General features: G+C 68.9%; 26 protein-coding genes and 1 pseudogene. 8 read left to right on the forward strand and 19 right to left on the reverse strand.

The window, feature by feature from the left end; all coding sequences use genetic code 11:
* Positions 1–13: 13 nt before the first annotated feature.
* From PV646_RS03815 to PV646_RS03825, 3 genes are read right to left on the reverse strand one after another with little or no spacing between them, the layout of a single operon-like run.
* On the reverse strand, positions 14–667 hold the full coding sequence (locus tag PV646_RS03815) for a hypothetical protein (RefSeq protein WP_500340048.1): 654 nt from the start codon (positions 665–667) through the stop codon (positions 14–16).
* 5 nt (positions 668–672) lie between these two features.
* A complete protein-coding gene (locus tag PV646_RS03820; protein WP_500340049.1) occupies positions 673–1,230 on the reverse strand; it encodes a YdeI/OmpD-associated family protein in 558 nt (185 codons plus the stop codon).
* Positions 1,227–1,742: an LppU/SCO3897 family protein gene (locus tag PV646_RS03825; RefSeq protein ID WP_500340050.1), complete on the reverse strand. Its 516-nt coding sequence runs from the start codon at positions 1,740–1,742 to the stop codon at positions 1,227–1,229. The genes PV646_RS03820 and PV646_RS03825 overlap by 4 nt, the downstream gene beginning before the upstream one ends.
* 65 nt (positions 1,743–1,807) lie before the next feature.
* On the opposite strand from PV646_RS03825, the gene PV646_RS03830 reads away from it, so the two are divergent.
* Positions 1,808–2,287 carry a GNAT family N-acetyltransferase gene (locus PV646_RS03830; protein WP_500340051.1) on the forward strand — a complete coding sequence of 160 codons (480 nt, stop codon included), beginning with the start codon at positions 1,808–1,810 and terminating at the stop codon, positions 2,285–2,287.
* On the opposite strand, the gene PV646_RS03835 is transcribed toward PV646_RS03830, so the two are convergent.
* From PV646_RS03835 to PV646_RS03850, 4 genes and pseudogenes are all read right to left on the reverse strand, one after another.
* Positions 2,274–3,377 carry a hypothetical protein gene (locus PV646_RS03835; protein ID WP_500340052.1) on the reverse strand — a complete coding sequence of 368 codons (1,104 nt, stop codon included), beginning with the start codon at positions 3,375–3,377 and terminating at the stop codon, positions 2,274–2,276. The two genes, PV646_RS03830 and PV646_RS03835, sit on opposite strands and share 14 nt — an antisense overlap.
* A 71-nt stretch (positions 3,378–3,448) precedes the next feature.
* Entirely contained in the window at positions 3,449–5,302 is a 1,854-nt protein-coding gene (locus PV646_RS03840; RefSeq protein ID WP_500340053.1) for a glycoside hydrolase family 9 protein, read from the reverse strand.
* 92 nt (positions 5,303–5,394) lie between these two features.
* A complete protein-coding gene (locus PV646_RS03845; RefSeq protein ID WP_500340054.1) occupies positions 5,395–6,396 on the reverse strand; it encodes a methionine synthase in 1,002 nt (333 codons plus the stop codon).
* A 265-nt stretch (positions 6,397–6,661) separates the two neighbouring features.
* Positions 6,662–6,742 (reverse strand): annotated as a pseudogene (locus PV646_RS03850) (transposase); the annotation flags it as partial.
* A 64-nt stretch (positions 6,743–6,806) separates the two neighbouring features.
* On the opposite strand from PV646_RS03850, the gene PV646_RS03855 reads away from it, so the two are divergent.
* From PV646_RS03855 to paaI, 3 genes are all read left to right on the forward strand, one after another.
* Entirely contained in the window at positions 6,807–8,138 is a 1,332-nt protein-coding gene (locus PV646_RS03855; protein WP_500340055.1) for an RNA-guided endonuclease InsQ/TnpB family protein, read from the forward strand.
* Complete coding sequence (locus tag PV646_RS03860) at positions 8,099–8,374, forward strand: hypothetical protein (RefSeq protein ID WP_500340056.1); 276 nt, start codon at positions 8,099–8,101, stop codon at positions 8,372–8,374. The genes PV646_RS03855 and PV646_RS03860 overlap by 40 nt, the downstream gene beginning before the upstream one ends.
* A 236-nt stretch (positions 8,375–8,610) precedes the next feature.
* Positions 8,611–8,997, forward strand: a complete 387-nt coding sequence (gene paaI, locus PV646_RS03865; protein ID WP_500340057.1) for a hydroxyphenylacetyl-CoA thioesterase PaaI — start codon at positions 8,611–8,613, stop codon at positions 8,995–8,997.
* On the opposite strand, the gene PV646_RS03870 is transcribed toward paaI, so the two are convergent.
* Both PV646_RS03870 and PV646_RS03875 read right to left on the reverse strand, forming a co-directional pair.
* The gene (locus tag PV646_RS03870) at positions 8,936–9,334 is read right to left on the reverse strand and encodes a hypothetical protein (protein WP_500340058.1); all 399 of its coding nucleotides are present in this window, start codon (positions 9,332–9,334) and stop codon (positions 8,936–8,938) included. The two genes, paaI and PV646_RS03870, sit on opposite strands and share 62 nt — an antisense overlap.
* A 38-nt stretch (positions 9,335–9,372) precedes the next feature.
* Positions 9,373–10,515 (reverse strand): hypothetical protein, encoded by a 1,143-nt coding sequence (locus PV646_RS03875; protein WP_500340059.1) that lies wholly within the window; start codon positions 10,513–10,515, stop codon positions 9,373–9,375.
* A 36-nt stretch (positions 10,516–10,551) separates the two neighbouring features.
* On the opposite strand from PV646_RS03875, the gene PV646_RS03880 reads away from it, so the two are divergent.
* Both PV646_RS03880 and PV646_RS03885 read left to right on the forward strand, forming a co-directional pair.
* The gene (locus PV646_RS03880) at positions 10,552–11,055 is read left to right on the forward strand and encodes a DUF6584 family protein (protein ID WP_500340060.1); all 504 of its coding nucleotides are present in this window, start codon (positions 10,552–10,554) and stop codon (positions 11,053–11,055) included.
* Positions 11,052–11,903 (forward strand): serine/threonine dehydratase, encoded by an 852-nt coding sequence (locus PV646_RS03885; protein WP_500340061.1) that lies wholly within the window; start codon positions 11,052–11,054, stop codon positions 11,901–11,903. The genes PV646_RS03880 and PV646_RS03885 overlap by 4 nt, the downstream gene beginning before the upstream one ends.
* 214 nt (positions 11,904–12,117) lie before the next feature.
* Here the strand turns inward: PV646_RS03885 and mnmA are convergent, their stop codons facing one another.
* The 8 genes from mnmA to PV646_RS03925 form a co-directional block, all read right to left on the reverse strand.
* Positions 12,118–13,200, reverse strand: coding sequence for a tRNA 2-thiouridine(34) synthase MnmA (gene mnmA, locus PV646_RS03890; protein WP_500340062.1), 1,083 nt, complete (start codon positions 13,198–13,200; stop codon positions 12,118–12,120).
* A complete protein-coding gene (locus PV646_RS03895; protein ID WP_500340063.1) occupies positions 13,197–14,366 on the reverse strand; it encodes a cysteine desulfurase family protein in 1,170 nt (389 codons plus the stop codon). Before PV646_RS03895 ends, mnmA begins: the two co-directional genes overlap by 4 nt.
* Positions 14,366–15,709, reverse strand: coding sequence for an MFS transporter (locus PV646_RS03900; RefSeq protein WP_500340064.1), 1,344 nt, complete (start codon positions 15,707–15,709; stop codon positions 14,366–14,368). Before PV646_RS03900 ends, PV646_RS03895 begins: the two co-directional genes overlap by 1 nt.
* Complete coding sequence (locus tag PV646_RS03905) at positions 15,666–16,538, reverse strand: lysophospholipid acyltransferase family protein (protein ID WP_500340065.1); 873 nt, start codon at positions 16,536–16,538, stop codon at positions 15,666–15,668. The genes PV646_RS03900 and PV646_RS03905 overlap by 44 nt, the downstream gene beginning before the upstream one ends.
* Complete coding sequence (locus tag PV646_RS03910) at positions 16,535–17,311, reverse strand: GNAT family N-acetyltransferase (RefSeq protein WP_500340067.1); 777 nt, start codon at positions 17,309–17,311, stop codon at positions 16,535–16,537. Before PV646_RS03910 ends, PV646_RS03905 begins: the two co-directional genes overlap by 4 nt.
* Before the next feature lie 129 nt (positions 17,312–17,440).
* On the reverse strand, positions 17,441–17,770 hold the full coding sequence (locus PV646_RS03915) for a hypothetical protein (protein ID WP_143022527.1): 330 nt from the start codon (positions 17,768–17,770) through the stop codon (positions 17,441–17,443).
* A 165-nt stretch (positions 17,771–17,935) separates the two neighbouring features.
* Complete coding sequence (locus tag PV646_RS03920) at positions 17,936–18,889, reverse strand: electron transfer flavoprotein subunit alpha/FixB family protein (protein WP_500340068.1); 954 nt, start codon at positions 18,887–18,889, stop codon at positions 17,936–17,938.
* Positions 18,890–18,902: 13 nt separating this feature from the next.
* Positions 18,903–19,685: an electron transfer flavoprotein subunit beta/FixA family protein gene (locus tag PV646_RS03925; RefSeq protein WP_500340069.1), complete on the reverse strand. Its 783-nt coding sequence runs from the start codon at positions 19,683–19,685 to the stop codon at positions 18,903–18,905.
* Positions 19,686–19,921: 236 nt separating this feature from the next.
* On the opposite strand from PV646_RS03925, the gene PV646_RS03930 reads away from it, so the two are divergent.
* Positions 19,922–20,743, forward strand: coding sequence for a DegV family protein (locus tag PV646_RS03930; protein WP_500340070.1), 822 nt, complete (start codon positions 19,922–19,924; stop codon positions 20,741–20,743).
* Between the two features lie 64 nt (positions 20,744–20,807).
* Complete coding sequence (locus tag PV646_RS03935) at positions 20,808–20,957, forward strand: hypothetical protein (RefSeq protein ID WP_189153923.1); 150 nt, start codon at positions 20,808–20,810, stop codon at positions 20,955–20,957.
* On the opposite strand, the gene PV646_RS03940 is transcribed toward PV646_RS03935, so the two are convergent.
* Complete coding sequence (locus PV646_RS03940; RefSeq protein WP_500340071.1) at positions 20,954–21,763, reverse strand: isocitrate lyase/PEP mutase family protein; 810 nt, start codon at positions 21,761–21,763, stop codon at positions 20,954–20,956. The two genes, PV646_RS03935 and PV646_RS03940, sit on opposite strands and share 4 nt — an antisense overlap.
* 144 nt (positions 21,764–21,907) lie before the next feature.
* Positions 21,908–22,906, reverse strand: coding sequence for a hypothetical protein (locus PV646_RS03945; RefSeq protein ID WP_500340072.1), 999 nt, complete (start codon positions 22,904–22,906; stop codon positions 21,908–21,910).
* Positions 22,907–22,911: the final 5 nt, after the last annotated feature.

Consider the following 22,911-nt stretch of genomic DNA (forward strand, 5'->3'; position numbering starts at 1 on the left):
GGTCCGACAGTTTTCAGCGGTCCGAAACCCCGGCGAGTTCGCGTACCAGGGAACGCAGCTCCAGCAGGCTGATCGTGCCCTGCGGCTCCAGTTCCGCGGTCTCCACGCGCCGCAGCCGCTCCCCCGCCAGCCGCTCGCCGAGAGTGACGTCGAGGGGCAGGAACGTCATCGTCTGCCGGTGCTGGTCGCTCAGGTCCGCGAGCGCCGGGTGGTAGACCGCGACGTCCACGACGTCACCGTCCACCTGGGCCACCACGCGGTAGTCGCCGAGCCGCACCTTCACCTGGCCGAGGTTGACGATCACCTCGGTCGGGTCCGGCACCGGCGGCACCGAGTCGTGGAACTCCCACACCATGTCCGACGGCGGCGCCGCCTCGATCCACGCGTCGGTGTACGGGCGCAGCCTCGGGTCCTCCTGACCCGTGACCACCAGTGCGTACATGGCCAGGTGGCCCTGTTCGAGCGAGAACCTCAGGTCCGGGTGCAGCCCGCTCACCAGGTCCTGCAACTCGTCCTCGACCCGGTGCGGTTCGCCGTCGCCGAGCGCCGCGCTGACCGCCGGCACCAGCTCGAACCACCGTTCCCAGAAGCGTTGCGCTGCTTCCTCCGCGTTCGGCACGTGGGTCGGGGCGACGTCTTCGGCTTTGCGGCGGCGGAACCACTTCATGATTCTCAAGAGTAGAGCTTTCGTCCGTCCGCCAGCATTTGAACGAACTGGGCGATGCGCTTCTGCCTCGTCTCCGGCCTCTTCGCGTCGTGGATGCGCAGCAGCACGGCGTACCGGTTCTGGCTGTTCAGCGTCTTGAAGAACTCGGCGGCCCGAGGGTTGGCGTTCAGCGCCTCGGTCAGGTCGTCCGGCACCTCGATGGTCGCCGGCCCCGCGTACGCCGCGTCCCAGCGTCCGTCGGCCTTGGCCTTCTCGATCTCGGCGAGCCCCGCCGGCAGCATCTTGCCCGCGGCGATGAGTTCCTCGACCTTGCCGCAGTTGCGCTTGGACCACTTGCTGCGCGGCCTTCGCGGCGTCCAGCGCTGCGAGTAGTAGGTCTCGTCCACGGACCGCGTGAGCCCGTCGATCCACCCGTGGCACAGCGCGACGTCTAGCGCCTCGGCATAGGTGATCGTCTTGATCCCCGAGCCCTTCTTGGCGTACTTGAGCCACAGCTCGGTCTCGTTCGCGCCGTTCTCGTGCAACCACGCGTCGAACTGCGCGGGTTCCTCGAAGACGATCAACGCACCCTCCTCAGGCAGAGCGTCATCTCCTCATAGGGAACACCGAGTTCGGCCTCTTCGGGGCAACTTTCGCTCGCGATCTCGACGACCTGCACGTTCACCCGCGGCGCCGCGCAGTCGAACTTGGACACGACGGACCGCTGCAGGTCGTCGGTGTCGAACTCGAAGCAGTCGCCCTCGGCCGCGTTGGGCAGCAGGCACAGCGCGGCGTTGTGCCTGGTGTCGCGCAACACCTTGTAGTCGCCGCGCGGACACTTGCCGCTCGTGTCGCCGAGGACGGTGCCGATCTTCAACGCGGCTTTCGCGCCCTTGCAGTCGACGACGGTCAGGCCCAGGTCGTTCTCGCCCGGCCCGTCGAACCTCACGCAGTTGCCCTTCTCCGCCTTGGAGTAGTCGGTGAGGAACACCGGCACCGTCGGCGCGGGTTCGTCTTCTTCGCTGAACCCCCACCACACGGCGAGATAGGCGACCACGGCAAGTACGCACACCATCACGGTCTGTCTCACGACCACGCCGCGGAGTATGGCGGCAGAAACTGAGTGGCGCGCGGCGACGCGTTTGGCCACAGTGCGGGGTCATGCTGATCCGGCGGGAGACACCCGCAGACATCGACGCCATCCGCGACGTGACCAACCTGGCCTTCAAGGACGGGCCGGAGGCTCCGCTGATCGACTGGCTGCGTGCCGACGAAGGCTGGATCCCGGAGTTGTCGCTGGTGGAGGACGGTGTTCTCGGCCACGTGGTGTGTACGCGCGGGTACGTCGGCGACGTGCCCGCCCTCGGACTCGGGCCGATCGCCGTGCACCCGTCGCACCAGCGGGCGGGGATCGGGTCGGCGCTCGTGCACGCCGTGCTCGGCGCGGCGGAGGCTCGGGGCGAGCGCGCGGTCATCCTGCTGGGTGACCCCGGGTACTACTCGCGCTTCGGTTTCCGGCTCGCCTCGGAGTTCGGGATCACGCCGCCGGATTCCGCGTGGGCGCCGCACTTCCAGGCCCGGCTGTTCGGGGACGTGCCCGCGGGAGCGTTCCGGTACGCGGAGCCGTTCAACCGGCTTTGAGCACCTTGCCTTCCGCCGTGCGCGCGTAGACCGTGCCGTCGGGTTGTGCGGACACGGTGTCGATGAAACGGACCTCGGTGAGCGCTTCCCACGTGGTGGTGAGGCGGTGCGGGCGGCCGTTGATGATCGTGTAGAGGCCGACCGTCCCGTCTGGACGGAGCACCGCTTCCGGGGAGGCTTCGAGGCCGCCGGCGATCTCGCGCCAGATGCCGGCGGCGCTCGCCATGAGCTTGGTGCCGGAGCGGACGTAGACGGAGGCGGAGCCGTCCGGGTAGGTGATGACGGACGGCTTGCCGGTGGCGAAGCCGGTGGGGCTCAGCGGAATCGATCCCGACTGGCGGGCCCCCTGGGGGGATTCGGCCCCCATCCCAATCATCCCAAGCGGGTCTGACAATTTCGCGACGCTGCCGTCGGTCAAGATCGCGTACAGGTCGACCGTCCCGTCCGGACGTGCCACCGCCTCCGGGTCACCGGCCACGCCCGACGCCACCACCCGCGAGGCCCCGCCCGCCAGTGCTCTGACCTCGCCACGAGCCGTCCGCGCGTACACGGACCGCCCGGCCGCCGAAGGCCGTCCCACGAAGTCGCCGGACATGCTCAACCGCACACCATCGGCCCACACGTCGCCGTCCAGCACCACGTGGACGACCCCGCCGACCACCTCGGGACCGCCCTGCCACGCTTGCCGCATCATCGCCCCGGCCCGTGTCTCGGCCTGGTCGTACCGCTCCGGACAACACGACCGCTGCACCGCGTCGGCGAGCAGTCCGGCGGACAGACCGGGCTTGTCCACCCGCACCGCGTACTCGAAGAACCGCCGCGCCGCGTAGGACACGTCCATGATCTGCTCGGGTGTCCCCCACCCCATCGACGGCCGCTGCTGGAACACGCCCAGCGAGTCGCGGTCGCCGCACGACAGGTTGTTCATGTGCGACTCGACCCAGCCGGCCTCGAAGCCGGCGAGCATCACCTTGTCGCTCACGCGCAGAGAAAGACCAACGGCGTGCACGGCGCGGATGACGTCCGCGTCGTGCACGCCGGGAACTCGGCACCTCACGTCCAGCGGCAACGCGTGTGCCGTACCGGACATGAGCAGAACGAAGACCAGCGCGAGCCTCAGCACAAGTCCGAATTGGACACCGAGGCCCGCACCGGCGCCACTCAGGAGTGGGCGATCAGCGAGAAGCCGAGCACGCCCGTCGCCGTGAAGTCGATGGCCGGCTCCGAACTCGGCCACGAGCGCAGGTCGTCGGCGAACACGGACTTCGCGGAGTTGAACTCGAGCGTGTACGGCTTGGTGCAGCTGACGGAACCCGGCGGCATCTCACCGAGGTCGCCGAACAGGGAGGCGTCGTTCGGGCCGTTGATCACGGCGCCGACCAGCACCTTCGAGCCACCGTTGACGGAACCGGAGAGGTTCGCGGCCTGGTGGTGCGGGCACTCGGGGAACTTCGTGCCGACGCCGACGATCAGCGAGGTGCCCCACGCGTTGGTGCCGAGGGCGAAGCCGCGCTGCTGCGTGCCGAAGGTCGAGTACTCCTTCGAGCCGGTGAGCTTCTGGTACAGCGCCGCGGTGGTGATGTAGCCGAACGTGCGCGAGCCGACGTCCCAGGTCTCGACGTTGGCGGCGGTGCGGAACGGCGAGGTCTTGGCCGCGTCCGCGCCCTTCTTCAGCTGGCGCTGGATGTCGCCCACGATCTGCTTCTCGGTCACCTCGGCGCCGGGAACGCCCTTCTTCAGCAACGGCGCGAGGTCCGCGTGCCCCAGAGCGGAGATGTTGTAGACGTTGAGCGTGTCCGGGTCCTGCGTCGCCAGGAACTCCTTGGCCCAGTGGGTGGCCGCGCGGGCGAACTGGCCGTAACGCTTGTCGTGCAACGCCTTGGCGGCCAGTGCGAGCTGCGTCGCGCCGAACTCCATGTCGTCGGTCCACGACTCTTCGGGGTAGTACGCGTGCGGGAACGCCGTCACGAGCTCGCCGACGTTCTCGGTCTTGGCCAGTGCGAAGAGCTGTGCGGCCTTGTCCAGGTACGAACGGGCGACGCGCGGGTTGCGGTGCGCCTCGATCTGGGCGGCCAGCGCGAACGAGCCGGCCACGCGGCCGACCAGGTTCGGACTGATCTTCTCGCCGGCGACGTTCGCGCGGAAGACGGGGCGGTGCTTGATGAAGTACTCGCTGTCGCCGGGCTTGACGTTCAGCTGGTCGTCGGCCTCGGGCAGGCGCCACACGTCGTGGTCGCCGACGAACCCGAACTCCTCGGAGCCGGTGCCGATGCCGACCTGCGCGTAGAGCGTGCCGGTCTTCTCGTCCCACGCCTTGTCGAGCCACTTGAGGCCGAACTTGGCCTCGTCGTACAGGGCGTCGTTGTGCTTGTTGCGCAACGCCAGCAGCATCGACGCCGTGGAGTACGACGACGCGTGCGTGAACTTCACGAAGTCACCGGCGTCGAACCAGCCACCCTCGAGGTCGACCTTCGCGCCCGTCGGCTTCAGCGGAGCCGCGATCTGGTCGCCGCCCTCGCCCGCGAACACCGGCGCCTCGTAGACGAGCCCCTCGCGGTCGGTGAGGTGCGCGGGCTTGCGGTTCAGCCTGCCGGGGATGACGTCGGCGCCGTCGCGCTGCGCCTGGAAGAACTCGACGGTGTTGTGCGCGACCGGCGAGAACAGCTTCTTCAGCGAGTCGACCTTGAACACCGGAGAGGTCGTCGAGCCGACCTTGATCCGGTACGTCCCCGACTTCTTCAACGCGGAGAAGTCGATCGGGTGCACGGCGGGGAACGTGTCGCTCCACGACCCCGTCGAGGCGCCCGTCTTCCCGGTCAGCACGGTCCGGCCGCGGCTGTCCACGACGGAGAACCTGGTGTCGGCGGCACCTCCGAGCACGTACGCGTGCTTCTGCTCGGAGGTGCCGAACCCGACCTGGTCCAGCCGGATCTGGCCGGTGGGGGCGGCCTGTGCAGGCGCCACGACCACGCCTGTGAGCACTGCGGCGACGAGTGCCGCAAGTCTGATGCGCATGAGGGGAACTCCCGGTCCAGGCCTCGGCGTTCGGCCTTCGGTTAAGAAAGTTTCCTAATAGTTCGCAGCAGACTAGCCGCACAAACCGGACATCACCAGCCCTCGGGCGGTTCCGAAAAGGCAGACGAGAGATCACGGGTCAGCGACAGCGCGCGTTTGACCCAAGTGGACGTCGCACCCGCTAGACCGCACGTCGGAGTGGGCAGCGCCCTCTCGGCGAGGATCGACCGCGGGAAGCCGAGACGGTCGACCAGGGTGAACGCCCGCTGCCCCAGCTCCTTCAGCGTCACCGGCACACCGGGGTCGAGGCTCGGCACCAGCCCGAGCGCGAGCGTCGTGCCCGCCTCCCAGGTCTCGCCGATCTCGTCGAGCGCCTCTGCACCCTTGATCAACGTCGCGTCGAACGCGATCGCCGTCGCGCCCGCTTCGCGCAGCAACGTCAGCGGCGGGTGCGGCGCGCAGCAGTGCACCATCACCTCGTGGCCCTTCAACGCCTCGATGACGGTCGCAAGGACCGCACGGGCGTCCGGACCCGGCACGGCGGGCACTGTGCCGAGCTTGGACGGCGTCGGCAGCAGACCCTGCAGCACGGCGGGCAGGCCCGGTTCGTCGATCTGCACGACGACCTTCGCTTTGGTGCGCTTGGCGACCTCGGCCGCGTGCAGACGGAGCCCCTCGGCAAGGGACTCGGAGAACTCCTTCACGGCGCCACGGTCCGTGAGCACCCGATGGCCGCGCATCAGCTCGATGTTCGACATGAGCGTCCACGGCCCGACGGCCTGCACCTTGACCGTCTCGGGGTGCGCACCCGCGCGTTCCAACGCCTCGTCGAACGCGTCCAGGTCACCACGCAGAAGATCGACGGCACGGCGGTGGTCACGGCCGGGGCGGGGGGTCACCCGATAACCGGAGGTGACGACCTCGATCGCCAGGTCGACGAGCAGGCCGGCGGTGCGGCCGACCATGTCCGCGCCGACCCCCCGGCCAGGCAGCTCCGGGACGTGCGGCAGCTCAGGCAGTTCTCCGACGACGACGCGCGCCGCCTCGTCGATGTCGGTTCCGGGCAGCGATCCAATACCAGTTGCTCCACGCACCCGCCGAATTGTTCCACTGTCCGGCGGACAGAAGAGGTCTAGACCCATTGACGCTATGGTCTAGGCCACTTACCGTGATTGAGCAGGCGCTGAACGTACGGGCGCCTCCCTGTACGTGGTGCAGGACCGCGACGCGCCCCGTGGTCCTGCACCACTCCCTTCCTCCCCTGCCGGAAGGACCACACCCGATGGCCCGCTTTGCCGTCTTCGCCGCCGGGGCCGCCACCGCACTGGGAATCCTGCCGCATCCTGCGGGAGGAGCGACCTTGAGGCTGTTGATCAGTTTCGAGATCGCGACCTTGGGCGGAAAGCCCACCAGCAGGTGCACGTGATTGTCTTCGCCGTTGACTCGGCCAGTACGAACACACCGACGAGATCTGGCATGCAACCACCCGAATAGAATGATGTTCGTGCAGCTTCGGTACAACTTCCGCGTCTATCCGACGCCCGCCCAGCAGCACGCGCTGGCGCGGACGTTCGGGTGTGCGCGGGTGGTGTTCAACGATGCGCTGCGCGCACGCCAGACCGCCCGTGAGAACGGCTGGCCGTATCCCTCGGACGGAGAGTTGTCCAAGCAGGTCATCACCCTGGCCAAGACGACGCCGGAGCGGGCGTGGCTGGGTGAGGTGTCGGCGGTGGTGCTGCAGCAAGCGCTGGCGGATCTGAACCTCGCGTACCGCAACTTCTTCGCCTCGGTCACGGGTGAGCGCAAGGGCCGTACGGTCGCCCCGCCCCGGTTCCGGTCCCGCAAGGACAACCGGCTGACTGCGCGGTTCACCCGCAACGCCCGGTTCGCGGTGCTGGGCAACGGGCGGTTGCGGCTGCCGAAGATCGGTGACCTGGAAGTGCGCTGGTCCCGTCAACTGCCCGCCGAACCGTCCTCGGTGACGATCGTGAAGGACGCGACCGGGCGGTACTTCGCCTCGTTCGTCGCCACGACGAAGCAGGACGAGACACTGCCGGCCGTCGAGTCCGAAGTCGGCATCGACCTGGGCCTGACGCATTTCGCGGTGCTCTCGGACGGCACGAAGGTGGCCGCGCCGAGGTTCCTTCGCCAGGCGGCGCGCAGGCTGGCGCGGTTGCAGAAAGCCCTGTGCCGCAAGGTCAAGGGCTCGAACAACCGCAGGAAGGCTGTAGTCAAGGTCGCCCGCGCGCACGCGAAGGTGGCCGACACGCGGCGGGACTGGCAGCACAAACTGTCCACGGCGATCATCCGCGACAACCAAGCGGTGTACGTCGAGGACCTGTGCGTGACCGGTCTGGGCCGCACCAGGCTCGCGAAGTCCGTGTACGACGCCGGATGGGCCGGTTTCACCGGCATGCTGCAGTACAAGGCGGACCGCTACGGGCGTGTCTTCGCCCGGATCGACCGATGGATGCCGACCTCGCAGACCTGCTCGCAGTGCGGACGGATCGACGGGCCGAAACCGCTGTCCGTGCGGTCGTGGACGTGCCCGTGTGGCAGCGTCCACGACCGGGATGTCAACGCCGCCCGCAACGTGTTGGCCGCCGGACAGGCGGACAACTCAAACGACCGTGGAGCGCAGGTAAGACCAGCACGGGTGCTGGCACCGCGCCGTGAAGCGGTAACCCACTCAGACGCCGCGCGGTCCACGCGCAGCGTGGAGAGAATCTCCGCCGTTAGGACGGAGAGGATGTCAAACGATGCGCATCCAGGGCCGCGAACGCCACCCTCGGGCAGATGCGCGCCATCTGGCCGTCGAAGTCCGACGCGCAACTGAAGGCACTGCTGGGCCTCACGCCGATGATCGGACGCAACGACACCGGCCCGACGACCACGCAGGACGACGCCCGCAAGGTCCTCGACTTCGCCAAGGCCAACCACGTGGGGCGCGTCGCGTTCTGGTCAGCCGGCCGCGACAAGGGCTGCCCCGGCGGCGGAGTTTCGCCCACGTGCAGTGGAATCTCCCAGGCCAACTGGGAATTCACGAACCTGTTCAAGACCTACACGGGCTGATTCACCCCTGCCGAGCGAAGGCCGTTGTGGGAACTTCCGTCCCCACAACGGCCTTCCTCACTTCATCAGAGCGTTCAGCAGGAGCTGCAGCATCCGCAGCCCGGACCCGTACACCCGCCGCAGCAAGAACAACCAGCCATGGTGACCACCTCCGATGTTGAACGATCATGCATTCGGACAGTAAGGCGCCTCGAACGCTGCGTGACACCACCGCCAGGGTGATTACGCTGCCACGAATGAATGGTCCTGCTGAGATGTTGGCCGCCGACAAGGCCTCGACCGGCCTCGGCATAGCGCCGATCGAGCTGCGCGACGGTTACGCGTTGCTGCGGATGACGGTCGCGGAGAACATGATCAACGGCCACGGCATCGCGCACGGCGGTTATGTCTTCCTGCTGGCGGACACCGCGTTCGCCTGCGCCTGCAACAGGGCCGGGTCCGTCACCGTCGCCGCCACGGCCGAGATCGACTTCATCAAGCCCGTGCACGAGGGTGACGAGCTGGTGGCGGAGGCGGTGGAACGGACCCGGTTCGGCCGCAGCGGGATCTACGACATCACGGTCAGGCGTGGGACCGAGGTCGTGGCTGAGTTCCGGGGACGGTCGCGGACGCTGCGCGCCTGAGACCGACGAACTGCAGCACCGCGAAGCCCAGCACCGCGAGCCCCTGAACCAGCACCAAGGCGACGCCCATGTCGGTGAGCGGGAACCACTTCAGTTCCGCGAGGAGAATGCTGTCGAGTGCCCAGACCGCGTTGCCGATGATGACCAGCAGCACGATTCGGCGGTCCGGGACGGCGCGGGTTCCCAGGAAGAACACGCCCAGGCCGTAGACGACGCAGAAAGAGCCGAGCCCGATCTGCCAGCCCGCCGGCATTCCGACCTCCGGGCGAATCAGGAGGGTGAGAAGGCCGAGAGCGAACGAAGCGACACCGTCGAGTTTCAGAGCGAATTTCAGCATGGCCCGACCATGGCCCGCTCAACGCTGCCAAAACCACGTCAAGCGCTGCCAACTCCTGCCATCAGGTCCGCCGCGACCAGGCGTGCGGCGGCGTTCTGCCAGTTGTGCAGTGTTCGCTCCGGCACCTGTGTCACGAACCACTGCAGCGCGCGCCGGTCCTCCGCGTCGAGGTCCTCGCGCTTGGTCCGCACCGAATACGGCCGGATTCCCTTGACGTAGTAGAAGTAGACGGCGTTGTAATAACGCCATTCGTCGCTCGTGCCGAAGTCGCCGTCGACCGGTTTGAGTCGTTGAATGCTCGCGAGCAACATGCTCTTCAACTGCGCGGCCCGATCCAAGGGCGGACCGTCGTCGGTCAACGCGATCAACGGGCTTGCGACGAGCTTTCCGATATCGCCGTAATGGCTCAACGCCTTGCGGGTGAGCCGGGCGAACTCCGCCTCGTCCTCGGTCACCAGCGGGCGGCGCTTGGGCAACGCCTCGGCGGCGTCGCGCAGCTCGGCTCGTTCGGCCGCGACACCGGGCACGGCGAGACGGTCGACGACGGACGCGAGCGGGTTCGCGAGCACCTGGACCGCGATCGCGGCGGCGACGGTGGTGTAGGCGAGCAGGTCCGGGCCGCCGAAGAAGATCACCTGAGAGCCGAACAGCACCGCCGTGAACGCCGCGATGACGAGCGACCGCAGCATGTCCGCGCGGATCGCCTCGCCCTCCTCGACCGCGTCGGTGACGGCGACCAGCACGCCGAACACCACCACGTCGATCCCGAGTGAGGGCAACGTGATCGCGTCCGGCAGCAGACCGAGCAGGAACGCACCTGACGAGAGCCCGAACATCACCCCAACGAGTGAAAAGTAAGCACGTTTTCTTATGGCTAGAACCGTGGCGGCGGCCAGCGGAAGCAATACGACCCACGGTACGAAGAAGGACGCGGCGAAGAACGGCAGCAGCGCGAGCAGCCACCACCTGATCAACTCGGGGCGGGCGAGCAGCAGCACCGCACCCGTCCAGGCGAGCGCCGGTACCCCGATGACCACGGGATGTGGCACGACGACGGCCACCGAATAGCCGATCATCCCGGCGCCCGCCCACCACAGCAGCGGCTTGCGGGGGTCGCGGGCGAGCAGGTACAGACCCAGCCACCAGGCGAGGCCGGAGACCAGCAGCGATAGGCCGAACACGGGTCAAAGCTAGCCCTACCTGCAAAACTGGTCTTCATGCCGGTAGAGCTGACGCTCGGCAAAGCGGCCGAGGAGTTGCGGCGAGGTGACCTCGCCAGCGTGCTTCGCGCACGTCAGCGCGTCGCCGGGCTCGTGGGCACCTTCCCGGACCGGCTCGACCTGCGGGAACGTCTCGCCGAGGTCTACCGCGTGCTCGGCCAGCCGGCCCAGGCGGGCCGCTGGACCTACCTCTCCGAAGAACGCGACCCCGGCGAGCTGGAGGCCTTCGAACGCGCCTACCGCCGCGCGGACGCCCGGCTGGTCGCGCTCTCCTGGCAGGGCCGCGTCGACGAGGCCCCGACCGAGACCGCCCGCACGCGCCTCGCGTCGCTCTACCAGGAGGCGCGCGGCGAGCTGCAGCGCGACCTGGACAGCACGCCGAACGAGGAGACGTCGTGGGGCGCCTGCCTGATCGTGATGGCCGGCGGCACGTTCGTCCTGGTGTGTTTCATCCTGGGCATCGTGACTCTCGTGCAGTTCTTGTGGAAGCTGGTCTCATGAGAACGCTGTCGCGGTACGTCCGCCGCACCCCGATCATGCGCGTCACGGCGGACGGGCGCCCGCTCGTGTTCAAGCTGGAACACCTGCAGCTCACCGGCTCGTTCAAGCTCCGCGGCGCGGTCAACACGCTGCTGTCGCTGAACGTCTCCGAGGTCGTCACCGCGTCCGGCGGCAACCACGGCATCGCCGTGGCGCAGGCCGCCCAGCTGCTCGGCGCGCACGCCACCGTGTTCGTGCCGGTGACCGCGCCCGAGACCAAGACGAGGCGCATCGAAGCGTTGGGCGCCAAGCTGATCCGTCACGGCGCCACTTACGCCGAGGCTGCCACGGCCGCCCGCGAGCTCGGCCTGCCCTACATCGAGGCGTACGACGACGCCACGGTCATCGAGGGCCAGTCCACGGTCACGCGGGAGATCGTCGAGGACGCCCCGGACGTCGACACGATCTTCGTCGCGGTCGGCGGTGGCGGACTCGTCGCGGGTGCCGCGCTGGCGTCCGGTGGACGGCACATCGTCGCCGTGGAACCCGAGAACTGCTGTGCCATGCACAACGCGCTGGAGGCCGGCGAGCCCGTCGACTCCGTCGTGAACTCGATCGCCGCGGACGCGCTCGGCGCCACGCGCGCGGGTTCGCTGTCGCTGGAGATCCTCAAGCAGCACAACGTGTCCTCGGCCCTGGTCACCGACGAGGAGATCCTCGCGGCCCGGGACCGGTTGTGGGAGGAGTTCCGGCTCGCGGTCGAACCCGCGGGCGCGGCGGCGTTCGCGTCGTTCCTCAGGGGCGACGTGTCGACTGAGCTGCCCTGCGTGCTCCTGTGCGGAGCGAACTCGGAGTGGCGTCCCAGCTAGTCCGGCGGAACCGGCGCGCGCCCAGCCGGCGCAACGGTGACACCACCCAGACCGGCATGTCGTCGCGACGGGCGTGCCCGCTCAGCTTCCGCCGGTCCGCGGGACTGACGAAGCACCGAAACGCGGTGCGAGCCCGCGCGGCGAGGTCGAACTCCGTGTCAATGAACGTCACGCGGCGAACGCTAGATCCGCTTCCACTGGCGCTACAACCGAATTAGCTGGTGGCGTCGATGGTCGCGCTGGCCAGGACGACGTCGCCCGCCGCGTCCTCGCGGTAGATCGCCACGGCCTGGCCGGGGGCCACGCCCTTCAACGGCTCGCGCAGCTGCACCCGCAGCACGCCGTCGACCAGTTCGGCGACAGCGGGTGCGGTGCCACCGTGCGCGCGCACCTGGGCAACGCACTCCACGGGTCCGTCGAGTTCGACGTGCGCGACCGGCGCCGACGCGGAAATCCCCGTCACCGCGAGCTTTTCGACCGCGCCGACCCGGACGTTGCCCGACACCGGCTCCAGCGCCAGCACGTACCGCGGACGGCCGTCGGCGGCGGGACCGTCGAGGCCGAGCCCCTTGCGCTGCCCCACGGTGAACTCGTGGACGCCCGCGTGCCGGCCCAGCACCGCGCCGGTCGCGTCGTCGATCAGCAGGCCCGGCTTGGTCTCCATGCGGCCCGCGAGGAACTTCTGCGTGTCGCCGTCCGGGATGAAGCAGATGTCGTGGCTGTCCGGCTTCTTCGCGACCGACAGCCCGCGCGACGCCGCCTCGACGCGCACGTCGTCCTTCGTCGTGTCCCCCAACGGGAACATGGCGTGCGAGAGCTGCTCGGCCGTCAGCGACGCCAGCACGTACGACTGGTCCTTGCCGAGATCGGCGGAGCGGCGCAGCTCAGGACGGCCCTCGACCATCTCGAGGCGCGCGTAGTGGCCGGTGCAGACGGCGTCGAAGCCCAGCGCGATCGCCTTGTCCAGCAACGCCTCGAACTTGATGCGCTCGTTGCAGCGCAGGCACGGGTTCGGCGTGCGGCCCGCCGCGTACTCCGCGACGAAGTCCTCGACGACCTCTTCGGTGAAGCGCTCGGCGAAGTCCCAGACGTAGAACGGGATGCCCATCAGGTCGGCCGCTCGACGGGCGTCGTGCGCGTCCTCGACCGTGCAGCAGCCACGTGCGCCCGTGCGCAGGGTGCCGGGCTTCGCCGACAACGCCAGGTGCACGCCCGTCACGTCGTGTCCCGCTTCGACGGCTCGTGCCGCCGCCACCGCGGAATCGACACCACCGCTCATCGCCGCGAGGACCTTCACTGCTTGACCACCTTCCGGGAACGCCTCATGCCTGCCAGGCCCGCCGTGCGAGCCCTCTCCACCACCGGTCCGATGACCGACACCAGCTTCTCAACGTCCGCGTGGGTCGACGTATGCCCGAGGGAGAACCTCAGTGAGCCGCGCGCCAACGCCGGTTCGACGCCCATCGACAGCAGGACGTGCGACGGTTGCGCGACACCGGCGGTGCACGCGGAACCCGTCGAGCACTCGACACCGCGTGCGTCGAGCAGCATCAGCAGACTGTCGCCCTCGCAGCCGGGGAACGTCAGGTGCGCGTTGCCCGGGAGACGATCGACCGGGTCGCCGTTCACGATCACGTCCGGCACGACCGCGCGCACCGACGTGATCAGCTCGTCCCGCAGCGCCGCGATCTCCACGGCCCGGGAAGCCTGTTCCTCCACCGAGATCCGCACCGCGCGGGCCAGGCCGACGATCGACGGCACGTCCAGCGTGCCGGACCGCACGTCGCGTTCCTGGCCGCCGCCGTGCATCAACGGCGTGCACTTCACATCGCGCGCCAGCAGCAGCACGCCAACGCCGTACGGCCCGCCGACCTTGTGGCCGGTCATGGTGAGCGCGGAGGCACCGGAAGCGGCGAACCCGACCGGGATCGCGCCCACGGCCTGCACCGCGTCCGTGTGGAACGGCACACCGCGTGCGGCGCACACGGCAGCGATCTCGTGCACGGGGTTGATGGTGCCGACCTCGTTGTTCGCCCACATCGTGGTGACGAGCGCGACGTCGTCGTCCAGCGCCTCTTCGACCGACTCCGGCGACACCCGCCCGTGCTGGTCGGTGGGCAGCCAGGTGACCTCGGCGCCCTGCTGCTCCAGCCACTCGACGGCGTCCAGCACGGCGTGGTGCTCGACGGCCGAGGCCAGCACCCGGCGCCTGCCGGTCGCCCAGTAGATGCCCTTGACCGCGAGGTTGTCGCTCTCCGTACCGCCGCCGGTGAACAGCACCTCGGACGGCCGGGCGCCCAGGGCGTCGGCGATGTTCTCGCGGGCCTCCTCGACCGCCCGCCGCGCCCGCCTGCCGGAGGTGTGCAGCGACGAGGCGTTGCCCGTGGTGGACAACGCCTCGGTCATGGCCGCGACCGCCTGGGGGTGCATGGGGGTCGTGGCCGCGTGGTCGAGATAAGCCATCAGGACTCAAGGGTAGCCCGCATGCGGGGCCCGGTCAGAATCGCTCCCACCACCGCCAACGCCGCCATCGACAGGTTGAGCACCACCACGCCCGCGGTCGGCGCCGTCGCCACGACGAGCACACCGCCGAGTCCGATCATGGTCGCGGAGAAGAGCATGTCCGAGATCTGCAGCGCGGCGGAGTTGAAACCCCGGTCGGCCTCGGGAGATGCGGCCATCATCAGCACGCCGACGCTGGAGGTCGCCATGCCCATGCCCGCGCCCGCCACGGCCCACAGGACCGGGGTGAGGAAGGCCGGACCCCACGTGGGTGCGATGAGCGTCACGGCCGCGACACCGGCCGCGACGAACACGAACCCGGTGCGAACGAGGGTGTACCTCTCGATCTCGGGGTGCCTTGACGCCCACATCGACGCGCTCGCCCAGCCGAGCGCGCTCAGCGTGAGCGGAATGCCCGCCTCCAGGGGCGAGTAGCCGTGCACGACGGACAGCGTGAGCGGGATGAAGCCCTCGACCGCGAAGAACGTGCCCGCGAGCAGACCGCGAGCGAGGATCGTGACGGGGAGGCCGCGACGGGCGAGGAGCGTGCCCTTGGGCAGCAGGATGCGCAGTGCGGGCGCCAGCAGCAGCAACGCCGCGGCGATCAGCCACCACGTGCGGTGCTGCAGGCCCCAGCTCAGGCCCACCACGCCCAGACCCACGGCCACGGCGGCGAGCGGCAGGTGCTTCCTCATCGGCGGGGTCTCGGCGTGCGGGGGGAGCTTCCCCAGCACCGGCACGAGCAGCACGATGCCGAGCAGCACCAGCGGGATGATCCCGAGGAACACCCACCGCCAGCTCAGGTGCTCGGTCGCCCAGCCCGCGACCGCCGGCCCCACCAGCGACGGGATCACCCAGGCCGCGGACAGCGCGCCGAACACGGCGGGGCGGCTGTCCTCGGGGTAGGCGACCGCGATCAGCACGTACACGGCGACGATCAGGAAGCCCACGCCGAAGCCCTGCAGCACCCGGCCGGCGAGCAACACCGTCATGTTCTCGGCGATGCCCGCGACCACGAGCCCGGCGAGGAACAGGATCACGCCGATCAGGATCGCGGGCTTGGGGCCTCTGCGGTCCGAGAGCCGTCCGGAGAAGACCGTGGCCATGACGCTCGCCGCGAGGTTCGCGAGGAACGGCCACGCGTACAGCGCCTCGCCCTTCAGTTCGCGGACCATCGTGGGCATCGCCGTGCCGACGCCCATCGCCTCGAAGGCGAAGAGCGTGACCAGCAGGAGGATGCCCGTCGTGGGCCAGCGGCGTTCAGGCGACCAGAGGCGTGATGGTGCGGGCTCGGTGAGTGTCACCTGTAGATGGTGCAATCTCCAGTTCGGTCGAGGTCAAGCGGTTTGATTGCTCTTCGGCAAGTTTCGCCAGTTCGCGTCGTGTTCCGGCGCGTCCGGGAGCGATCTCGTCCAGCACGTGGACCTCGACGACCAGATCGCGGGCTTTCAGCACCCGGCGGATCGAGTCGACCAGCGTGTCGCCGCCGACGAACGCGGGCTGCGTCGTCAGGTGGTCGCCGATCCGGTAGCGCAGCACGATCGGCCGCACCGGCACCCCGGCGTCGAGCGCGGCCTGGAACAGCGCCGGCTTGTAGTGCCCGGACGCGAGCCCGCACCATGTCGTGCCCTCGGCGTGGATGCCGACCGCGCTGCCGTTGCGCAACGTCGTGGCCAGCTCGTTCACGGTCTTCGGCAACTCGCGGAGCTTCTCGCGGTCGAGGTAGACGGTGCCCGCCGCGGTGATGATCGGGCCGAGCACCGGCCAGCTCTTGATGTCCTTCTTGGCCACGAGCTTGATCGGCTGCACCGAGTCGATCGCGAGCTCGTCGAGCCACGACACGTGGTTGCTCGCGACGAGCACCCCGCGCTTCGGCACCTCCTGGAACCTCCTGGCTCCGTGGACCTCCAGCTTCACGCCGAACGCCCGCAGCACGGCGTGGAACCACAGCCGCACGACGCCTTCACGCTGTTTGCTCGGCAGGAGCAGTGCGAGGGCGATCCACGCGCCGCACAGGATCGCCGTGACGGCCGTGAAAGCGCGCCAGGCCTGCCTGAACCTGCCCGCCTCTCGTGGTGAGCTGCCGACACACCCGTCACCGCACGGCGACGCGGGCATCCACGCGTGGCTCATGGTGTCTCCCCCAGGAAGAACTTCAGGTAGCGCTGGTCCATGTGGTCCAGGCCGAGCAGGATGAAGAGGTCGGCGACGCCGAAGTCCGCGTCGAGCGCGGGTCGTCCGCAGATCTTGGCGCCGAGCCGCAGGTACCCCTTGAGCAGCGGCGGCAGCACCGTCCTGTCCGGCCGTGCGACGGCGTCGACGTCCCACGGGTTGTGCGGCGTGACCCGGTACTGCTCGGGTGCGAGGTGCTTGGCGTTCACCACGTCCCAGACGCCGGCCGCGAGGCCGCCACCGTCGTGCAGCGGGATCGACGCGCACCCGACGAGCCACTTGTGGCCGCTCAGCAGCATGTACCGCGCGATACCGGCCCACACGAGGCTGACGACGGCACCGTTGCGGTGGTCGGGGTGCACGCACGAACGCCCGGTCTCGACCGTCGAGCTCCGGATGCCGTCGAGGTTGGTGAGGTCGAACTCGCCGTCGCTGTAGAGCCTTCCGGCTTCCCTGGCCCGTTCGGGCGGCAGCATCCGGTAACCGCCGACGATCTGGCCGGTGCGGTCGTCCCGCACCACGAGGTGGTCGCAGTGCTGGTCGAACTCGTCGACGTCGTGGCCGGGCACGCTGGTGTGCAGCGTCGCCCCCATCTCACCGGCGAACACCTCGTGGCGCAGTCTCTGCGCGGCGACCACCTCCGCGCTGTCGTCCCTGGCGACGAGGAGGGAGTAGCGGGGTGCGTTCCCGTCCTGCTGGACGGGGGTGCTGACAAGCAGTTCCGGCTGCGTCATGCGAACCAGGGTGAAGCCGGATCGGCGAATCGCAGCAGGTCGGAACGATGACCGGTCAGTGGCAGGTGGGTTAACCCCCGGAGATGCGAAAAGCCCCTCCTCGCGGAGGGGCTTCGCAGGTCGTGGGACTCAGCACCACTTCGGCTTGTTGTACTCCGCGATGCCCTTGAGCCGGTTGTACTCGAAGGACCGCGTCTCTCCGAACGGGATGCTCTTGCAGTCCGGGTCGAAGCCGCGCGAGACGTCGATGCTCGCCTTGCGCTTGGTCGCGTGGCAGTTCAGCAGCGTGACGATGCCGCTGCCGCCGAAGTTCGCGTCCTTCTCGCCCATGAAGTAGAGCTTCTGCTGCCGTCCGGTGCACGGGCGGTCGGCGCTGGCCGGTGCGGCGGCGAGAGTCATGAAACCGGCGGCCATCGTCAGGCCGAGCACCACGGACGCCACTCGCTTGATCTGTCGCATGCGAACTCCTCACTAGGTCGAATGCGGACAGACTTCGCCAAAGCCCTGACAAATCACTGACGACACTTAGCATCCCGAAACGGACAGTCATGTCAGGCGACGCGCGCAACGCGAAACGGCCGCCCCACCGAGGTGGGACGGCCGTTCGTTCGTGAGCTGGAGTGCTCAGCCCTTGCGCTTCTTGACGTCCTCGGTCAGCTGCGGCGCGACGTTGAACAGGTCGCCCACGACACCGAAGTCGGCGATCTCGAAGATCGGGGCCTCGGGGTCCTTGTTGACCGCGACGATCGTCTTCGAGGTCTGCATGCCCGCACGGTGCTGGATGGCACCGGAGATGCCCAGCGCCACGTACAGCTGCGGCGAGACCGTCTTACCGGTCTGGCCCACCTGGAACTGGTGCGGGTAGTAGCCGGAGTCGACGGCGGCGCGCGAGGCACCGACGGCGGCACCGAGCGAGTCGGCGAGCTCCTCGACGACGGAGAACTTCTCGGCCGAGCCGACGCCGCGGCCACCGGAGACGACGACCGACGCCTCGGTCAGCTCCGGGCGGTCGCCGCCGACGACGGTCTCACGCGAGGTGATGCGAGCGGACTTGGCGGTGTCCACGGAGATGGAGACCGACTCGTCCAGCGTGGCGTCCGCGGCGGACTCCTCGGCCTCGACGCCGCCGGGGCGGACGGTGATGACCGGGATGCCCTTGCTGACCTTCGCCTTGACGACGAACGCGCCACCGAAGATGGACTGCACGCCGGTGCCGTCGGCCTCGACGTCCACGACGTCGACCAGCCAGCCGGAGTCGATGCGCACGGCGAGACGGCCCGCGACCTCCTTGCCCTCGATCGTCGCGGAGACGAGCACCGCGGACGCGTTCGGGGCGAGCGCGGCCAGCGCGTCGACCTTCGGGGTCGTGAGGAAGCCGGCGGCGTCGTCGGACTCGACCGCGTAGACCTTCGCGGCGCCGTACTTGCCGAGCGACTCGCGGATCTTCGCCGCGGTGCCGGGTGCGCCCACGACCACCGCGGCCGGGGTGCCCAGACGGCGCGCGGCCGTCAGCAGTTCGTAGCTGACCTTCTTGACCTCGCCGTCGACGTGGTCGACCAGTACCAGGACTTCAGACATGTTCTCCCCTCCCTCAGATGAGCTTCTGGCCGACGAGGAACTCGGCGATCTTGGACCCGCCGTCGCCACCGTCCTCGACGCGCTGACCCGCGCTGCGCGGCGGCTTCGGGGAAGCCTCCTGCACCTGGGTGTACGCACCGGACAGGCCGACCTCGGACGCGTCGATGCCCAGGTCCGCCACGGTGAGCGTGGAGACGGGCTTCTTCTTCGCGGCCATGATGCCCTTGAAGGACGGGTAACGCGGCTCGTTGATCTTCTCGGTCACCGACACCACGGCCGGGAGCGAGGCCTCGAGGAACGCGACGCCCTCGTCGGTCTCGCGCTCACCCTTGATCGTGGAGCCCTCGACCGTGACCTTGCGCAGCTGAGTGACCTGCGGCAGGCCGAGCAGTTCGGCGATGATGGCCGGAACCGCACCCGCGCGACCGTCTGTGGCCTCGTTGCCCGCGACGACCAGGTCGACGTTCTCGACCGTGCCGATCGCCTTCGCGAGGACCTTCGCCGTCGCCAGCGAGTCCGAGCCGTGCAGCGCCTCGTCACTGACGTGGATCGCCTTGTCCGCACCCATCGACAGCGCCTTGCGAATGGCGTCGGTGGCGCGGTCGGGACCCATCGCGATCACGGTCACCTCGCCGCCGTGGGCTTCCTTCAGCAGAAGGGCCTCTTCGACGGCGCGCTCGTTGATCTCGTCGAGCACGGCATCCGCGGATTCGCGGTCAAGGGTGTGGTCGGCGTCCGTGAGCTTGCGCTCGGACCAGGTGTCAGGCACCTGCTTGACCAGGACAACAATGTTCATAGGTCCTCTTCGACCTCCTGCGGACGGGCGGCGACGCTTGCGCAGAGGACTCTAGAACTGCGTCGCCGGGTGGTCACGACCCTGCCATCACCCGGATGTTACCCGCCAGTAGCACCCCTGCAAACAGGAGCAAGCACCCCGCTAGCGTGACAGTTATCACCCGTTAACGCCACCAACTGAGACCTACCCCATTCGAGCGACTAGGGTGCGCGGACATGTACCGGCGAGTAGCGATCGTGACAGACTCCACCGCTTGTCTCCCGGCGCAGCTGACTGATCAACTCGGCATCGAAGTGGTGCAGATCCAGGTCCGGATCGGCGACCACACCGACGACGAGTCCCGCATCCCGGTTCCCGAACTGGTTTCGGCCATGCGCTCCAACGTGCCCGTCGCGACGATCCCGCCCGATCCGGGCGCGTTCTTCTGGATCTACAACGAACTGGCCGCCCAGGGCGTTCGCTCGATCGTGTCCGTGCACGTGTCGAGCCGCCAGTCCGCGACCGTGGAGGCGGCCCGTGAGGCCGCCGCGAAGGTCCGGGTGCCCGTGCACGTCGTCGACACGCACACCTGCGGGATGAGCATCGGCTACGCCGTCCAGGCCGCCGCCAAGGTGGCCGAAGCGGGCGGCAACGTGGAGAAGGTGCTCGCGACCGCGCAGCGCCGTTTCGACAGATCGACCGAGCTGATCTACGTCGACACCCTCGAGTACCTGCGCCGCGGCGGCCGCATCGGTGCCGCCGCCGCGCTGGTCGGCGGTGTGCTGTCGATGAAGCCGCTGCTGACCATGGCAGACGGCCAGATCACGCCGCTGGACAAGGTGATCGGCGCCGACCGCGCGCTCAACCGGATGATCGACATCGCGATCAAGCGCGCGGGCACCGACACCGTGGACGTCGCCGTCGAGCACTTCGACGCCGAGGAGAAGGCGTCGCGACTCCTGCGCACGTTGCGGCGCAAGGTTCCGAACGTCCGCCAGTTCATGTTGACGCAGGTCAGCTCGGCCATCGGCGCCCACGTGGGCCCTGGTGCGTTGGGGATCACCGTTTCACCGGTGTGACTCTCGGGAACTCTGGGAACGGTTTCGTCCGTTGAACTGGACGTAACGGACACCTGGAGGACCAATGGCCGGCTTCATGGACAAGATCACCAGGTTCCTGCGCAGCCCGCAGGGCCACAAGCTGCAGATGAAGGCAAGGCAGATGGCGCAGGACCCCCGCAAGCGCGCGCAGGCAGAACAGCTCCTGCGCAAGTTCAAGGGCAAGAAGCACTAACTCCTGCTGAACAAGGCGTTGAGGTCGCCGTAGTCGATTCCGCCCTCAACGCTGTCGTACGTGCCTTTGGCCAGCATCTCCTCCGCTGCCCGCCTGGCGACGGCGTAGGCGGCCTCAGCCACCGCGGAGCCGAGGCTGACCCGCGCCACGCCCGCCTTCGCGAACTCGGCGACGGCGGGCGCGCCGGACCCCACCAGAACGTTCAGGGGCGCGGCGATGTTCTTCGCCAACTCCGCCGCTGTGCCGAGGTCGACCACTCCCGGCACGAAGATGCCGCTCGCACCGGCCTCGATGAACTTCGCAGCGCGCTCTACAGTGCGCGCAAGCCGAGTCTCCGGATCGCCAACTCCGCGCAGGAAAGTGTCGATGCGCGCGTTGATGTACAACTCCGGCGCGGCCTCACGAGCCGCCTCATACCGCTCGACCTGCTCGGCGACGTCCCGCTGACCGCCCCCGAGCCCGTCCTCGATGTTGACGCCGGACGCCCCCGCTCCCGCGATCGCCCGCATCGTCTCAGCCACTTCGTCCGCCGTGGCGCCGAACCCGGTCTCGATGTCCGCGCTCACCGGGATGACCACCGCGTCCACGATCCTGGCGACGAGATCGACCACCCGATCCCGCGCGACGTGGTCACCGTCGGCGGCCCCGAGACTCCACGCCACACCGGCACTCGTCGTGGCGACCGCTTGGGCGCCGGCGGCCTCGACGATCAGTGCTGACGCGACGTCCCAGGCGTTGGGGAGGGCCAGCGGGCCGGGGCGGTGCAGGGCGTGGAAGAGCCGGGTGCGATCCGTGGCGGAAGTCATGATCGATTGATATCAGCCGGTGGCGTCGGTTTTCCGGCGGTTTTCGGACGGGAACCGATGAGTTTCGGACATGGCTCCCCCCGTCCGCTGTTCAGCTGCCGCGCTTCGGTTGCTGTTTTTCAGTTGCTGTTTCGGTTGCTGCTTTCAGTTGCTGCCCGCCTTGCGGCGCACCTCTTCGAACGTCCGCAGGTAGCGCTGCCGGAAGTCCTCGCGTTCGACCCACGTCGTGTGTTCGACGGGCTGCGGGGAGGCGGGCGGTGGAAGCACCGGAGTGTCGGTGCTCGGCGCTACGGTTGATTCGGGGGCTTCGGGTTCCCCCAAGGGGGGATCGAGGTCCCCATCCCAATCGTATCCAGCAGCACCGACAGTCCCGGATTCCGAAGCAGGTTCGGGTTCCGCGACCGGTTCGGGCTCTGCGGCCCGTCCGAACTTCACGACCGGCTCGGGCTCTGCGGCCCGTCCGAACCTCGCGGCCGGGTCGGGTTCCGCAGGCCGTTCCAACTTCACGGCCGGGTCGGGCGCTGCGGCCCGCTCGACACCCCCGATCGGCTCGGGCTCCGCAGACCGCTCGAACTTCACGGCCGGGTCGGGCGCTGCGGCCCGCTCGAACTTCACGACCGGCTCGGGCTCCGCAACCAGCTCGGGCTCCGCAACCGGCTCGAGTTCCACGACCGGCTTGAGTTCCACGACCAGCTCGGGCTCCGTGACCAACTTGGGTTCCGCAGTCGGCTTGGGTTCCGCAACCAGCTTGGGTTCCGCAACCAGCTTGGGTTCCGCTACCAGCTTGGGCTGCGCAACCAGCTTGGGCTCCGCGGCCTGCCTCGGCTGCGCAGCCTGCCTCAACCGCGCGACCGGTGCGGGCTGCGCGACCGGCTCGGCCAGCACTGCCAGCGCCGGCTCCAGCTGCGGCAGCCCCATCACCGGGTTGCGGTGGATCGGCCTCGTGTCGTAGTCGGCGTTCACCGGCTCGACCGCCGGCTTCGCCACCCACGTCCGCTTGTCCGACATCGCCGGCGCCGCCGACTCGGGCGCGTCGTCTGACGCGGCGTCCTCTCGGCGCCGCACCAGCACGTACATCAGGGCCGCCCCCAAAGTGAAGGACAGCACGCACAGCCCGAAGACGATTCCGACTGCCCCTGCCATGGCGA

Origin of the sequence: Streptomyces sp. ID05-26A, assembly GCF_033794685.1 — a bacterium.
GTDB lineage: Bacteria > Actinomycetota > Actinomycetes > Mycobacteriales > Pseudonocardiaceae > Lentzea.